Genomic DNA, 14,556 nt, shown 5'->3' with positions numbered 1-14,556 from the left:
CAAAATCCCCCCTGACCCAGTACCTATTCGTAGTCTGCCGGCCTTTCAAAAGAAACCGGTCCGAGCTTTTCGGATCGGATATCCCTCAGGATGAGTTCAGCAGCCTTTTCATAGTCGACTTCCCCACCTTTGATGAGGCAGCCTCTCTTTTTCCCGATTTCTTCAAATACTTGAAGTGGCGGAGCTGTGGTATCCGTCAATTTATAACGCTCCATCAGTTTCTCTGGATACGCTTCTTTCAAATATTGAATCGCAAAAAAAGCGATATCCCCAAAATCAAGGATTTCATCTTTTATTGCTCCTGTCACGGCTAATCGATAGCCTGTAGTCTGATCCTCAAACTTTGGCCATAATATACCTGGCGTATCAAGTAATTCCAGTTCTTTACCGACTTTGATCCATTGTTGCCTTTGTGTAATTCCAGGTCGATCTCCTGTCTTCGCGATTTTCTTGTTGGCAAGACGATTGATCAGCGTCGATTTTCCGACATTCGGGATTCCAAGAATCAATGCACGGACAGCCCGAGGCTTCACTCCCTTTTCAATCATCTTCTCAAGCTTAGCCTTCACAAGTTCTCTTGCCATATCTGGAATTTTCTCGAGCCCTTGCCCGGTTTTGGAATTGACAGTGGCCGTTTTCAAATCACGTTCCCCAAAATACTCTTCCCATTCCTTTGTGATCACTCGATCCGCCATATCGGTTTTATTCAATAGGATCAACCGCGGCTTATGGTCAACAATCTCATCAATCATCGGATTCCGTGAAGATAATGGGATACGGGCATCCACAAGTTCGAAGACGACATCGATCATTTTAAGTTTCTCTGTAATCTCCCTTCTTGCTTTCGCCATATGTCCTGGGAACCATTGGATTTGCATTTGTTTCACCTACTTTAATACTTCAAAATGTGCAACCGGCCAAAAGATGACGTTCGCTTTTCCGATGATTTCATCCATAGGAACTGAACCGATATTCCGGCTGTCTTTACTATGTTGCCTATTATCCCCAAGCACGAATACATGGTTTTCAGGGACTGTCTGAGAGCCTATTTCATCACTTAAATCAAAATTATAGGTCAAATTGCCTCCTGATAGTGATTGTTTGTATTCATTCAAGTATGGCTCAGGAATTTCTTTATCATTAACATATAGTGTGTCATCTTTATACTCGATTTTATCCCCGGGTAAACCGATGATCCTTTTTATATAATCTTTCCCTTCAGGTGCATGAAATACTACAATATCAAAACGATCAGGTTCTCCTACCTCATAACTGAATTTATTGACGATCATACGGTCTCCATTATGAAGTGTAGGCATCATCGACTCTCCATCTACAACGATTGGAGCAAACAAGAAATAACGTATCCCTGCTGCAATCACCAATGCAATAACAAGAGCCTTCAGCCATTCCCAAGATTCATTCTTTCTCTTTACCATTTCTCCACCCCAGTTTTACGATTTACCATTTATTTTTATCTATATTATATTCGAAATGGTCTGCAGAATCATCTAATCTACGTAAAAAAGGAGCTTGTTTCCAAGCTCCTTTCTGCACAAGTGCGAGTTATTATCTGCGAATCTCTTTGATACGTGCTGCCTTTCCACGTAGTGCACGTAGATAGTAAAGCTTAGCACGACGTACTTTACCTTGACGTACAACTTTGATTTTCGCGATTTTTGGAGAGTGTACTGGGAAAGCACGTTCCACTCCAACACCATAAGAAATTTTACGCACGGTAAATGTTTCGCTGATTCCAGATCCACGACGTTTGATGACAACACCTTCGAATACCTGGATACGTTCGCGTGTTCCTTCGACAACTTTAACGTCAACACGGACAGTATCTCCTGCACGGAATTCTGGCAAATCTGTTTTCAACTGCTCTTTCGTAATATCATTAAGTAGTTGTTGCATGGTATTTCCTCCTTCCTTACAAATGTTCTTGTCTATGCTTTTACATCATAACAGCGGAACATCGTAATCTGGCACAAGCCACAAAGAATATCTTAGCATAAACGTTGCCACGACGCAATATCTTGAAGCTACTTTATTCGGCATTCGTGTTGTTTTTTAATTCTTCCAGGAACTTACGGTCTTCATCAGATAAGGAGCCCTCATCAATCAGATCTGGACGCCTTAAGAACGTCCTTTTCAAAGATTCGCGATCACGCCATTTTTGAATTTTTGCATGATCTCCTGAAAGAAGGACATCAGGCACTTTCATCCCTCTGAAGTCGGCAGGGCGGGTATAATGCGGGTGCTCAAGCAGACCTGAAGAATATGAGTCCAGTTTAGAGGACGCTTCATTACCAAGCACTTCTGGTAAAAGTCTTGTGACACTGTCTATGACTACCATAGCTGCCAGCTCCCCCCCTGTAAGGACATAGTCACCGATTGAAATTTCATCTGTAGCGAGATGCTCTCTGATTCGCTCATCATAGCCCTCATAATGACCACAAACGAAAATCAGATGGTCCTCCTCAGCAAGTTCTTCAGCCTTTTTCTGTGTCAAAGGTTCGCCTTGCGGGCACATCAAAATGATTCTAGGCTCCTTTTCCTGGCCGTCTTTCATACTTTCAACCGCATCGAATAAAGGTTGTGGTGCCAATACCATTCCAGCACCGCCACCGTAAGGATAGTCGTCCACTTTCCGATGTTTGTTGGTTGTAAACTCCCTGAAATCTATAACCGTATAGGTTACAGCTTCTTTTTCCTGTGCTTTTTTCAATATGGAACTATTCAAGACTCCCTCAAACATTTCGGGAAAAAGGGTTAATATATCGATTTTCATTCTAATAGCCCTTCCATTGGTTCAATCAAGATTTGTTTTTCCACCACATCGACTTCTTTTACCACAGGTTCGATATACGGAATCAAAAACTCTTTCTTCATTTCATCAGAGTATACTGCCCAAACATCATTCGCCCCTGGAGATAAAATGTCTGTAACCCTTCCAAGGATTTTCCCATCAGTCGTTTTGACCTCACAGCCGATGATTTCGTAATAATAATATTCCCCTTCCGGAAGATCCTCCAGCTGTTGTTTCGAAACCTTCAGGATGCCATCTCGCAAAGGCTGTACGTCATTAATGGCCGGGTATCCTTCAAAGGCGACAAGATCGAATTGTTTATGTTTCCGGTGGGAGCGAACAACCAACGGAATCGGCTCGTTTTTCCCTGGATGGAATAAGTACAGTTTCGAGCCTTCCTGGTAACGCTCATCAGAAAAATCCGAACGGGTGATGACTCTCACCTCGCCTCTGATTCCATGTGTATTGACAATCTTCCCTACATTAAACCATTCGCTCATCTGTCTTTCCCCCGATTAATGTTTTGTTTCTCCTATCATGGAACATTCACAAGGAAGATATTCTTAAGAACTTCTAACATAGTATTTTGAATTGATGTTTTATAAGATGGTCAAAAAGCACCACGTCCAGTGAAAACGGAAGTACTAGCACTTGCTGCACGTCGGAAATCCGCTGTTTATCATCCGTCAAAGTTTGAACTTCCTATTAAGAAGAGGCGGGGTTCCCCCCACCTCTCACAAAATCAAACAATCTCTAAGTTTATCTTCTTACTTTCATTGGTACCGGCAGCATTGATCACTGTTCGGATCGCTTTAGCGATCCGGCCTTGTTTTCCGATCACCTTACCCATGTCTTCACTGTTGACACTGAGCTGATAGGTGACCATGCTGCTCGTTTCAACTTCCTCTATGCGTACATCGTCTGGGTGATCGACAAGAGCCTTAACAATCGTTTCGATTAACTCTTCCATATCAGTCCCACCCTACTTATTTTTGATTTTTTGCATTGTGAAGCTTTTCCATAAGTCCAGCGTCAGAGAAAAGGTTACGTACTGTGTCAGAAGGCTTTGCACCTTTCAACATCCAGTCAAGTGCTTTCTCTTCGTCGATTTTAATATCAACTGGTTGAACGATTGGATTGTAGTACCCAATTTCCTCGATGAAACGTCCATCACGAGGTGAACGAGAATCTGCTACTACCAAACGATAAAATGGAGACTTTTTTGCTCCCATACGCTTTAAACGAATTTTTACTGCCATATCTATAATTCCTCCTAAAATTTTGTGAGTTGTTTATTATCACGGTAATGTGTACCGGTCAAATCCTGAATTACATGAATGGGAATTTCATGTTGCCCATTCCACCTTTTTTCTTGCCTTTTTGCATATTGGACATTTGTTTCATCATCTTTTTCATGTCCTCGAACTGTTTCAAGAGCCTGTTGACTTCTTGAACGGAACGGCCGCTTCCTTTTGCGATACGTTTCTTTCGACTTGCGTTGATCGTTTCAGGATGGAGCTTTTCACCCTTTGTCATTGATTGGATGATCGCCTCAACATGATTTAGCTGTTTTTCGTCGACTTTTACGTTCTTCAGCTGCTTCATCTGGCCTGCACCTGGTAACATGCCCAATAGTTCATCTAGCGGACCCATGCTTCTTACCTGTGTAAGCTGCTCCAGAAAATCATCGAACGTGAAGCTCATCGTCCGCATCTTTTCTTCAAGCTCTTTCGCCTTTTTCTCATCTACGTTCGTCTGGGCTTTTTCAATAAGGGAAAGGACATCTCCCATTCCTAAGATCCTTGAAGCCATACGTTCCGGATGGAAAGGCTCCAGCGCATCCAGCTTCTCACCCATACCGACGAACTTGATAGGCGTATCGGTCACTGATTTGATTGACAACGCAGCTCCACCACGTGTATCTCCGTCCAGCTTTGTCAGGACGACACCGGTGAGCCCCAGCTGTTCATGGAAACTTTCAGCAACATTGACTGCGTCTTGACCGGTCATCGCATCGACGACTAACAGGATTTCATCGGGTTTTGCAATTTCTTTGATTTGAGCAAGCTCACCCATCAATCCTTCGTCAATATGCAATCTACCTGCCGTATCGATGATCACATAATCGTGATGCTCTTCTTTCGCTTTTGCAATTCCTTGCTTGGCGATTTCAACAGGACTTACATCTGTACCGAGATCGAATACAGGCATACTTAGTTGTTTTCCTAGTGTCTGCAACTGATTGATCGCGGCAGGTCTATAAACGTCGGCTGCAACGAGCAACGGTTGCCGGTTATTCTTCTTTCTCAAGTGGTTGGCCAGTTTACCAGTTGACGTCGTCTTACCAGCCCCTTGAAGTCCTACCATCATGACGACTGTCGGCGGTTTGTTGGCAACAGCAATTTTGCTCTGCTCCCCACCCATCAGCGCTGTCAGTTCCTCGTTAACGACCTTGACGACTTGTTGGCCCGGTGTCAGACTTTCAAGCACCTCTTGTCCGATCGCTCTTTCTTTGACCTTTGCAACGAATCGCTTTACGACCTTGAAGTTGACGTCAGCTTCTAGTAACGCCAGTCGAACCTCTCGCATCATGACTTTAACGTCCGCTTCGGTAACTTTGCCTTTTCCGCGAACCTTTTGAAGTGTTTGTTGAAGTCGGTCGGCTAAACCTTCAAATGCCATAGAATGCCGCCTCCTAATCCAATTTCTCGATACGATCGATCGTATCGAGCAACTCTTTCTGATTCTTTTCTTCAGCAACCTGTTGACACAATTTCGCCAAAAGCTGCTGCCTCGTCTGATACTTTCCGAGAAGTTCAAGCTTTGCTTCGTATTCTTCGAGCATTGATTCTGTTCGTTTGATGTTGTCGTATACTGCTTGGCGGCTAACTTCATACTGCTCGGCAATCTCTCCAAGGGAAAGATCATCGAGATAATAAAGCGCCATATAATTCCGCTGTTTCGGAGTTAGAAGCGCATGATAAAAATCAAACAATAGATTGATTCGTGTCGTTTTCTCAAGCACTTTCTCCACCCCTTGTTAAGCGAAATGCCTTTACGATTAATCATACTACACCCCACAAAAACCTTTGTCAAGTTTTTTTCTTAACATTAGTTTTCAACTAGGATTGCAGCCATTTTTCTCAAGTGGTGAGGGTGTAATTTTACAACAAATATCGGTAAAAGCATCAAAAATATTGGTATTGCTTAAAAAAATGTTGGTAATAGGTGTGAAAATATTGGTAACACACAATAATTTATCGGTAAACGCTTGAAAGGTATTGGTAAACGTCTGTTAGGCATAAATAAAGGGAGACCCCTGTCAGGATCGTCCCTTCTCAATAACGATCTACCGATTCTTCTTCCTCTACATTTGGCAGGATGTTTGAGAAGAGTCCATAGACGAATTGATCGGCATCGAATTCATAGAGGTCCTCTACTTTTTCCCCTAAACCGACGAGCTTGACCGGAATTTCCAGCTCGTGGCGGATTGCCAGTACGATGCCACCTTTCGCGGTTCCGTCAAGCTTTGTCAACACGATGCCACTCACGTCTGTCGCCTGGCTGAACGTTTTCGCCTGATTCATGGCGTTCTGGCCAGTTGTGGCATCTACCACAAGCAAGACCTCGTGCGGAGCTCCTGGAAGTTCTCTCCCAATCACTCTTTTGATCTTTTCAAGCTCATTCATCAAGTTGACTTTGTTTTGAAGTCTTCCAGCTGTATCACATAACAGTACGTCTACACCCCGTGTCTTCGCTGATTTCACTGCATCAAACACGACAGCTGCAGGATCTGCTCCTTCACTATGCTTGATGACGTCGACCCCGACACGGTTACCCCATACTTGCAGCTGATCGATCGCCCCTGCACGGAATGTGTCGCCCGCTGCCATCAAAACAGATTTGCCTTCCTGTTTAAGCTTATGTGCAAGCTTACCGATGGAAGTCGTCTTCCCTACACCATTGACGCCAACGAACAAGATAACTGTCAGTTCATCCTCCTGGATGTTTAGCTTGGTATCATCATCGCCTTTATCAAGGAGTTCCGCAAGTTTTTCTGAAATGACGCCTTGCAGCTCCTCGGTTTCTTTGATGTTCTGGGTCCTTGCCTCGTCCTTCAGCTCATCGATCAGGTCCATCACGGTCGATACACCGACGTCTGCCTCTATCAAGATTTCCTCTAATTCCTCAAAGAATTCTTCATCTACTTTACGATAATTTTTTACAAGGTCATTGATACGGGTTGAAAATGAGGCTCTTGTTTTTGTCAGGCCATCTTTGAACTTTTCAGTAACCGTATCGCTTTGGGTCGTCAATTTATTTTTCAATCGTTTAAAAAAACTCATTCGCTCCACCTCATTACTATGTCGTTACTAGTTCCTTCGTCTCTTCCAATTTGACGGATACAAGATTCGATACTCCAGATTCCTGCATCGTCACCCCATATAAAACATCCGCTTCTTCCATCGTACCTTTCCGGTGGGTTACGACGATAAATTGCGTCTGTTTGCTGAATGCACGCAAAAACCTAGCAAAACGGCTTACATTAGCTTCATCCAGTGCTGCTTCAACCTCGTCTAAAATACAGAATGGGACAGGTCGAACTTTTAAAATGCCAAATAATAACGCAATTGCCGTCAATGCCCGCTCTCCACCAGATAGCAAAGCGAGATGCTGCAGTTTCTTACCTGGGGGCTGAGCGAGGATATTGACTCCTGTATTCAATAAATCATCCGGATCCGTCAATTCAAGGTCCGCTCTTCCCCCTCCGAATAGTTCCCGGAATATTTCACGGAAATGGTCCTTGATTTCAAAAAACGACTTCTTGAACCTTTTCGTCATTTCTTCATCCATTTCGTTTATGATCCCATAAAGGGTCGCTTTCGCCGCATTCAAGTCATCCCGCTGTTCAACCAAAAAGTTGTAGCGTTCTGATACACGTTCATACTCTTCGATGGCACCAAGATTGACCGTTCCAAGTTCATCGATGGCACGTTTAATGAGTTTCACTTTCGTCCGAGCCTCATCAGTTTCCATTTCCAAGCTGTATTTTTCTTTCGCTCTTTCGTATGAAAGCTGATATTCCTCATTCAAATGGTTCAAACGGTTTTCAAGCTCGACATCCATACGATTCAGCCTAAGTTCTTCCTGATGGATCCCATCTGACATTTGGTGGTGAAGACGCTTCAGTTCTTTAAGCTTAAGCTCCTGGTCTTCGACTCTTTCTTGCCGCAAGCTCCGTTCCTTTCGGCGATCACCGATCAATTGGACTGTCGCATCTTTATCTTTACGGTGCTGGATGATTTTCCTATCTAAAGCTTCTTCATCAGAAGAACTCGTGTTCACTGCCTCTTCAAGCAGCCAGAATTCTTCTTCCGCCTCATTCATGATCTTCATCGTTTCATCTAATTCATTTTGCATACGTTGGACGGTACTATTCGAGTTGGAGAATTGCTCTTCCGATTGTGCAAGGCTCACCTTCAATGAGGTGATCTCTTCTTTCAAATCATCCTTTGTGGTCTGCTGGTTTTTCTTTTGGCTCGACAAACGTTCAACTTCTTTTTCAAGTTCAGACGCCATTGTTTCGGATTCTTCCAATGAACTCTTGAGAGAAGCGACTCTTTCTTCCATCGTTTCCTTTTCAGAATCATAAGTCCCTTTCTCACGATCGTATAACGATAAATGTTCATTGATGTTTTTATCCTGGAGCTCGATTTCCCTGAGCTCTCCTTTCAATTGTTGTTCTTCCAATCGCTTGCTTTCCCCATCTTCACGAAGGATTTCAAGCTTCTCTTTCTGGCCGATTAAGCTCTGTTTCCCTTGCTTGACATCCTTTTCAAGCTGGTTTGTCTGCTCCTCCATGGTACTGAGCTTTTCTGAAATCGAATCTAGTTCACGTTGTCGCGATAATAGAGAGGTGTTCTTCTGCTTCAAGCTACCTCCGGACATCGATCCACCTGGATTGACGATATCCCCATCCAAAGTCACGATCCGGTAGCGGTGGTTTAGAATTTTAGCTAAAGCATTGGCACCTTCAAGGTTTTCCGCAATCACAACGTTCCCTAACAGGTTTTCAATGACCTTCCGATGTTTATCTTCATAAGCAGCCAGATCTGAAGCAATACCGATATAAGAAGGATGATTGGATACACTCCCTTCCTCCCGGCGGGGAAGCTTCCGGCTCTTCATGACTGACATCGGTAAAAAAGTCGCTCGCCCAAGCCGCTTTTTCTTTAAAAAGCCGATCGCTGTCCTTGCGTCTTCCTCTGTATGGACGACAATGCTCTGAGTGGCTGCACCGAGTGCCGTTTCGATCGCTGTCTCTTCTTTTTTCGATACAGTGATCAGTTCAGCCACTGCACCTTCAATCCCGGACAGACGTTTACCTCGTTCTTTCAAGATTTCCCGGACACCCTGGAAAAAACCACTGTAATCCTCTTGCATTTCCTCGATCATTTCTTTTTTCGAACGGAACTGTTGGATGAATTGATACGCTTTATACAATTTAGATTCTTTGTCACTAAGCGTTTTTTCATCCTTTTCAATTTCTGTTTTCAATTTCATGAAAGCATCGACTTGTATTTCAAGCTCTGTTTGGACATCCTTCAACTTTTCAGTCAGGTCTTCTTTTTGTATTGCAATTCGGTCACGCTCTTCCATATACTGTCTATGACGCTCATGGAGCCTGGATGATTTTGAAGTTTGCTGCTCAAGCTGTTCAGTTAAATAACGGATTTCGTTTTTGATCGATGTCTGTTCATTAAGACAATCGAAATATTCGCTTTTCAGCTGTTCAAGCTCTTCCTCGATATTCTTATCGACCAGTTCAAGTTGTTGTTCGTGACCCTTCAGTTTGTTTTGAAGACTCTTCAGCTTACCCTGGTATTGCTCCAACTGATTGCGTTCAATTTGTAAAGTTTCTTCAATAGATTTCTTTTTTCCTTTTTGCTGAGCGATTTTGAGTGTAAGCTGTTCTTTATTTTGATGATAATTCTTTTTTCGCTCCCGCATGACTTCACGCTTGCCCTCATGCTTTTCAAGCTCCTCACTTACATTAAGGAGGACGTCTTGAAGTTCATCGATCGACTCGTCCAATGCAGCCAGTTCATCTCTGATGACCCCGATCTCCTGTTCTTTATGTTGAACCTGGTCTTTAAGTTTGATTTCTTCAACTCTCAATTGTTCGATTTCTTTGGACTTAGCTTCCCATCTTGTATGTAGATCTTCTATTTCATAGACCAATAGTGCAGACTCGATCACTTCAAGCTCACTTTTTTTATCCAAGTAATCACGAGCGACGGAAGCCTGTATCTTCAATGGTTCAACTTGTCCCTCAAGCTCATGCAGAATATCCTCTACACGGTTCAAGTTCTCCTCTGTCTCACGGAGCTTTTGTTCCGCTTTTATTTTACGTGTCTTATATTTCAAAACACCTGCAGCTTCTTCAAATATTTTCCTTCGATCTTCAGGCTTGCTGCTCAGGATCTCTTCAACCTTTCCTTGTCCTATGATTGAATAGGCTTCCTTTCCAAGTCCTGAATCCATGAACAAATCGATGATATCTTTTAGACGGCATTGCTGTTTATTGATGAGATATTCACTTTCCCCAGAACGGTAGACCCTTCTAGTGATACTAATTTCATTATATTCAATGGGTATATGCTGATCTTCATTATCTAAAGTCAATGTAACTTCCGCAACATTCAATGATTTACGTGTGTCACTGCCGGCAAAAATGATATCTTCCATCTTAGCTCCGCGTAATGACTTTGCAGATTGTTCTCCCAGAACCCATCGGACTGCATCTGAAATGTTGCTCTTACCGCTGCCGTTCGGACCGACCACGGCGGTCACGCCTGGTACGAATTCGATACCAATGCGCTCAGCAAATGATTTGAAACCGACGACATCCAACCTTTTGAGGAACATTAAGATTCCCCCTTCATTAAATTCATCTTCGCAATATGCTTGGGTGTTGAATCCTCTGCATTTGAATACATACTTGTTTATTTTATCATAAAGATGGAATGTGCAGAAGAACTGCGATAAAATTCCGCATCTATTGTCGATTCATGCTACAATGTCATTGAAGAACGGATGGAAGAAAGGATGATTCGGTGAATCTCGAAGTAAAAAGTGAAGAAAATGTAGCTTATATGGTAGAACAGATGCAAAAACAGCTGCAAGTAGTAAATACTGGAGTCATGCGTCCAGAGGACTTCGATTTAGAGCAGTACGAGGACTTGAAGGATCTTTATGATTACGTAATGAAAAAAGAGCATTTCAGCGTCAATGAAACAGAGGGAATCATCCAGGAATTAAGTGAATTACGTAAAAAATGAATGTGTTTAACGAACTGGAATGAGTAAGGTTGATCCAAGCTTGGAACCAGTCTCCCCGATTGGCCATAGGGAGCCGTTCTGAAATGGATCAACCTTCTTTATTTTCTATTCAGATATTGAAGTGCTTCACGGGCAGCATGCTGTTCTGCCTCCTTCTTAGAACGGCCATGTCCGATTCCCAGACGTTCACTGCTTAGATACACTTCAGAAGTAAACTCCCGATTATGTGCAGGACCAGTTTCCTGAACGATCCGGTAAACGAGTGTACCATGATTTTCCCTTTGAATGAATTCCTGAAGCTGGCTCTTGAAATCCATTACATGCGAAAAAGCTCCTTCATTGATTTTCGGGTATACAAACTTGCATAAGAACTGTTCTACAACATCTAATCCTTGATCTAGATACAGAGCTCCTATGAAAGCCTCAAAAACATCCGCTAATAGCGCGGGACGCGTTCGCCCACCTGTATTCTCTTCACCTTTACCCAGTAATACAAGATCTCCGAAATTCAATTGAAGCGCAAATGTCACCAGGGATGGTTCACATACGATTGCTGCACGCATTTTCGTCAATTCACCTTCGGACATATTGTGATACTTTTTATATAAATATTGTGAAATCGTCAGTTCTAAGACTGCATCTCCCAGAAATTCCAGACGTTCGTTATCATCACTCGGGCGTTTACGATGTTCATTCACATACGAAGAATGAGTGAATGCCTGAAAGAGCAATCTTTCATTTTCAAATTGTATATCTATCTTTTCCTGGAATGGTTTGAAGCGAATAGTAAGCTCTTCCTTTGTAAAAGGTCTGCGTTTTGTTCGTGAATATCTCTTTGATGATGTACGGTTGGACATTGTGACCTCCATAATCCTTGTCTCGCATTACATAATCAATTCTATTAAAATAAAGTCCCGCAATCAAGTGTCGACGCGGGACTTACAAAAATACTATTGATGGCTGTTTATGTAATCAACTACATCGCCAACAGTAGCAATTTTTTCAGCATCTTCGTCAGAAATCTCCATGTCGAACTCATCTTCAAGCTCCATAACAAGTTCTACGACGTCTAAAGAATCCGCTCCCAGATCCTCTTTAAATGAAGATTCAATCTTGACTTCTTCCTCATCAACCCCTAAACGGTCAACGATGATTTTAGTAATACGCTCTTGAATGTCTGCCATGTCCGTTCACCTCCTCTCAAATATTATACGAGATGTCCTTAAAGGAGTAAATCTTAGAAATACAAGATGATGTAAAATTATCGAGTTTTGCGGGATTCACCCTCCCTTTCCGCGGGAAAATCCGCAAGCCTCCTCACTTGCACAGGATGTGCTGGCTTCGACGTTCACCACAGGACGTGGTTATTTTTAGTCGAAGATCCTTAACTTTTAGGTCACTGCGGGGTCTCGCCTGACTCGCTCTTCCCGCAGGAGTGTCGTGAATTTCACTTAGGCACAATCAAGTCTTGGCGTAGGCTGAGCCTTGATTGTACACTTAACACCTATATTATTCTCTACCAATTCGACGTTTATCATTTGGATGCATATAATTAGAAGCTTAAAATGCAGACGAATCAGAAACGAGAAGTTCAAGGCACGAAGGTTTTGAGGACCGGAATGTATGTTACCAATACATGAGGACCGGTAAAACCGAGTAACGATGAAATTCGACGTTTATCATTTGGATGCATTTTAAGCATCATATCATATTATTACATTACCATGCCGCCATCGACGTGGATAGTCTGCCCAGTAATATAACTGCTCTCATCACCAGCCAAGAACTTGACCGCTGCTGCGATGTCTTCTGGTCTTCCGAGGCGTGCCAATGGGATTTGCTTTAGCATTTCATCTTTTACGCTTCCTTCAAGGGCATCAGTCATGTCGGTTTCAATAAACCCTGGTGCAACAGCGTTGACTGTGATTCCACGGCTGGAAAGCTCTTTTGCGGTGGTTTTTGTAAGACCGATCACGCCTGCTTTTGCTGCAACATAGTTAGCTTGTCCCGGGTTACCGGAAACACCAACAATTGAAGCGATGTTGATGATTCTTCCTGCACGTTGTTTCATCATTTGACGTGCAACGGCTTTTGTACAGTTAAATACACCTTTCAAGTTTGTGTTGATGACGGTGTCCCATTCCTCTTCTTTCATCCGCATCAGAAGGTTGTCTCGTGTTATTCCAGCGTTGTTGACAAGGATATCAAGAGAACCATAAGTCGTGATCACTTCTTTGATCATCGCCGTTACAGAATCCACGCTTGAAACATCGGATTGGATAGCGAAGGCTTTACCACCGTTTTCTTGAATCTCTTCTACCACTTGCCTGGCTTTCTCTTCACTTCCAGAATAGTTCACTGCAACTGAAGCTCCCTGTTTGGCCAGCTCGATTGCGATTGCGCGGCCGATTCCTCTAGAGGCCCCAGTTACTAAGGCAGTTTTACCATTAAACATCAAATCATACCTCCTTTAGTTTCTTTACAGCAGCTTCTAATGATTCTGGATCGGAAATCGCAACTGTCGTCGCCCGTCTGTGGACTTTTTTCACGAGACCAGATAACACTTTACCTGGGCCAATTTCAACAAAAGTATCGACCCCTTCATCCAGCAAGTATCGAACCGTCTCTTCCCAACGAACCGGGGAATAGATTTGCTCAATCAATTTAGAACGGATTTCATCTGCTCCAGTAACCGGCTTAGCAGTGACATTCGCCACCACAGGGATTTCTGCATTAGTAATCGTCAATTCATCCAATACATCAGCCATCTTTTCTGCAGCAGGCTTCATCAATTCGGAGTGGAAAGGTCCACTCACCTGAAGCGGGATGATTCTTTTCGCCCCTTCTTCCTTTGCTGCCTCTGATGCTTTATCTACACCTCCCTTGGAACCAGATATGACAATCTGTCCCGGGCAATTAAGATTTGCTAATTGAACCGAATCTCCTTCAGCAGTTATGCGGTCGGTAATCGAATCCAGCTGTTCCGCATCCATTCCGAGTATCGCAGCCATTGCCCCTTTACCAGCTGGAACTGCTTCTTCCATGAACATGCCGCGTCTACGAACTGCATAGACTGCATCTTCAAAGGTCAGTGCTTTGGATGCGACCAATGCGGTATATTCACCTAGGCTATGTCCTGCTGTAAAATCTGGCCGGATATCATATTGCTCCAAAGCTTTCAGGATTGCAATACTCGTGGTCAACAATGCAGGCTGGGTGTTCTCTGTCCTTGTAAGGGTTTCTTCCGGACCTTCTGCGATGATGGAAGAAAGAGGGTATCCTAACCGTTCGTCTGCTTGCTTAAACACCTCAGCAGATTGGACGTTTTGTTCCACAAATTCTTGTCCCATCCCAACCTGCTGGGAACCTTGTCCTGGAAAAATAAATGCAATTTTCCCCATT

General features: G+C 43.3%; 16 protein-coding genes. 1 reads left to right on the top strand and 15 read right to left on the bottom strand.

Annotated features, from left to right (window positions below):
- Positions 1-23: 23 nt before the first annotated feature.
- The 11 genes from ylqF to smc all read right to left on the bottom strand — a co-directional run bounded on the left by ylqF (position 24) and on the right by smc (position 10,741).
- Complete coding sequence (gene ylqF / locus L1611_RS12520; RefSeq protein WP_236313649.1) at positions 24-878, bottom strand: ribosome biogenesis GTPase YlqF; 855 nt, start codon at positions 876-878, stop codon at positions 24-26.
- Between the two features lie 9 nt (positions 879-887).
- A complete protein-coding gene (gene lepB, locus L1611_RS12515) occupies positions 888-1,439 on the bottom strand; it encodes a signal peptidase I (protein WP_236313647.1) in 552 nt (183 codons plus the stop codon).
- A gap of 130 nt (positions 1,440-1,569) precedes the next feature.
- A complete protein-coding gene (rplS, locus tag L1611_RS12510) occupies positions 1,570-1,917 on the bottom strand; it encodes a 50S ribosomal protein L19 (RefSeq protein WP_225065609.1) in 348 nt (115 codons plus the stop codon).
- Between the two features lie 133 nt (positions 1,918-2,050).
- Complete coding sequence (gene trmD / locus L1611_RS12505; protein WP_236313646.1) at positions 2,051-2,794, bottom strand: tRNA (guanosine(37)-N1)-methyltransferase TrmD; 744 nt, start codon at positions 2,792-2,794, stop codon at positions 2,051-2,053.
- A complete protein-coding gene (rimM, locus tag L1611_RS12500) occupies positions 2,791-3,312 on the bottom strand; it encodes a ribosome maturation factor RimM (RefSeq protein ID WP_236313644.1) in 522 nt (173 codons plus the stop codon). Before rimM ends, trmD begins: the two co-directional genes overlap by 4 nt.
- Positions 3,313-3,554: 242 nt before the next feature.
- Positions 3,555-3,782 (bottom strand): KH domain-containing protein, encoded by a 228-nt coding sequence (locus tag L1611_RS12495; RefSeq protein ID WP_236313642.1) that lies wholly within the window; start codon positions 3,780-3,782, stop codon positions 3,555-3,557.
- 16 nt (positions 3,783-3,798) lie between these two features.
- Positions 3,799-4,071: a 30S ribosomal protein S16 gene (gene rpsP / locus L1611_RS12490; protein WP_225065613.1), complete on the bottom strand. Its 273-nt coding sequence runs from the start codon at positions 4,069-4,071 to the stop codon at positions 3,799-3,801.
- Positions 4,072-4,141: 70 nt separating this feature from the next.
- A complete protein-coding gene (gene ffh, locus L1611_RS12485; RefSeq protein WP_236313641.1) occupies positions 4,142-5,494 on the bottom strand; it encodes a signal recognition particle protein in 1,353 nt (450 codons plus the stop codon).
- A gap of 13 nt (positions 5,495-5,507) precedes the next feature.
- Positions 5,508-5,837: a putative DNA-binding protein gene (locus tag L1611_RS12480; RefSeq protein ID WP_236313638.1), complete on the bottom strand. Its 330-nt coding sequence runs from the start codon at positions 5,835-5,837 to the stop codon at positions 5,508-5,510.
- 313 nt (positions 5,838-6,150) lie between these two features.
- Positions 6,151-7,158: a signal recognition particle-docking protein FtsY gene (ftsY, locus tag L1611_RS12475; RefSeq protein ID WP_236313632.1), complete on the bottom strand. Its 1,008-nt coding sequence runs from the start codon at positions 7,156-7,158 to the stop codon at positions 6,151-6,153.
- Positions 7,159-7,174: 16 nt separating this feature from the next.
- Positions 7,175-10,741, bottom strand: a complete 3,567-nt coding sequence (gene smc, locus L1611_RS12470) for a chromosome segregation protein SMC (RefSeq protein WP_236313625.1) — start codon at positions 10,739-10,741, stop codon at positions 7,175-7,177.
- Between the two features lie 188 nt (positions 10,742-10,929).
- Between smc and L1611_RS12465 the strand changes: the two genes are divergently transcribed.
- Positions 10,930-11,154, top strand: a complete 225-nt coding sequence (locus L1611_RS12465) for a DUF1128 domain-containing protein (RefSeq protein WP_236313621.1) — start codon at positions 10,930-10,932, stop codon at positions 11,152-11,154.
- A gap of 98 nt (positions 11,155-11,252) precedes the next feature.
- Here L1611_RS12465 and rnc read toward each other — a convergent pair whose 3' ends face one another.
- The 4 genes from rnc to fabD all read right to left on the bottom strand — a co-directional run bounded on the left by rnc (position 11,253) and on the right by fabD (position 14,555).
- The gene (gene rnc / locus L1611_RS12460; RefSeq protein ID WP_236313620.1) at positions 11,253-12,011 is read right to left on the bottom strand and encodes a ribonuclease III; all 759 of its coding nucleotides are present in this window, start codon (positions 12,009-12,011) and stop codon (positions 11,253-11,255) included.
- Between the two features lie 93 nt (positions 12,012-12,104).
- Positions 12,105-12,338, bottom strand: coding sequence for an acyl carrier protein (gene acpP, locus L1611_RS12455; protein WP_236313616.1), 234 nt, complete (start codon positions 12,336-12,338; stop codon positions 12,105-12,107).
- A gap of 530 nt (positions 12,339-12,868) precedes the next feature.
- Positions 12,869-13,609 (bottom strand): 3-oxoacyl-[acyl-carrier-protein] reductase, encoded by a 741-nt coding sequence (gene fabG, locus L1611_RS12450; RefSeq protein WP_236313615.1) that lies wholly within the window; start codon positions 13,607-13,609, stop codon positions 12,869-12,871.
- Between the two features lie 4 nt (positions 13,610-13,613).
- A complete protein-coding gene (gene fabD, locus L1611_RS12445) occupies positions 13,614-14,555 on the bottom strand; it encodes an ACP S-malonyltransferase (RefSeq protein ID WP_236313611.1) in 942 nt (313 codons plus the stop codon).
- Position 14,556 lies beyond the last annotated feature (1 nt).

It is taken from the genome of Pseudalkalibacillus salsuginis, assembly GCF_021646685.1.
Lineage (GTDB): Bacteria > Bacillota > Bacilli > Bacillales > Fictibacillaceae > Pseudalkalibacillus > Pseudalkalibacillus salsuginis.
Note: the sequence above shows the minus strand (reverse complement) of the source record. Positions and strands in the feature narration are given on the sequence as shown.

Coding starts and splice junctions, on each gene's coding strand:
- ylqF (WP_236313649.1), bottom strand. CDS start 878: ATGCAAATCCAATGGTTCCCAGGACATATGGCGAAAGCAAGAAGGGAG.
- lepB (WP_236313647.1), bottom strand. CDS start 1,439: ATGGTAAAGAGAAAGAATGAATCTTGGGAATGGCTGAAGGCTCTTGTT.
- rplS (WP_225065609.1), bottom strand. CDS start 1,917: ATGCAACAACTACTTAATGATATTACGAAAGAGCAGTTGAAAACAGAT.
- trmD (WP_236313646.1), bottom strand. CDS start 2,794: ATGAAAATCGATATATTAACCCTTTTTCCCGAAATGTTTGAGGGAGTC.
- rimM (WP_236313644.1), bottom strand. CDS start 3,312: ATGAGCGAATGGTTTAATGTAGGGAAGATTGTCAATACACATGGAATC.
- L1611_RS12495 (WP_236313642.1), bottom strand. CDS start 3,782: ATGGAAGAGTTAATCGAAACGATTGTTAAGGCTCTTGTCGATCACCCA.
- rpsP (WP_225065613.1), bottom strand. CDS start 4,071: ATGGCAGTAAAAATTCGTTTAAAGCGTATGGGAGCAAAAAAGTCTCCA.
- ffh (WP_236313641.1), bottom strand. CDS start 5,494: ATGGCATTTGAAGGTTTAGCCGACCGACTTCAACAAACACTTCAAAAG.
- ftsY (WP_236313632.1), bottom strand. CDS start 7,158: ATGAGTTTTTTTAAACGATTGAAAAATAAATTGACGACCCAAAGCGAT.
- smc (WP_236313625.1), bottom strand. CDS start 10,741: ATGTTCCTCAAAAGGTTGGATGTCGTCGGTTTCAAATCATTTGCTGAG.
- rnc (WP_236313620.1), bottom strand. CDS start 12,011: ATGTCCAACCGTACATCATCAAAGAGATATTCACGAACAAAACGCAGA.
- acpP (WP_236313616.1), bottom strand. CDS start 12,338: ATGGCAGACATTCAAGAGCGTATTACTAAAATCATCGTTGACCGTTTA.
- fabG (WP_236313615.1), bottom strand. CDS start 13,609: ATGTTTAATGGTAAAACTGCCTTAGTAACTGGGGCCTCTAGAGGAATC.
- fabD (WP_236313611.1), bottom strand. CDS start 14,555: ATGGGGAAAATTGCATTTATTTTTCCAGGACAAGGTTCCCAGCAGGTT.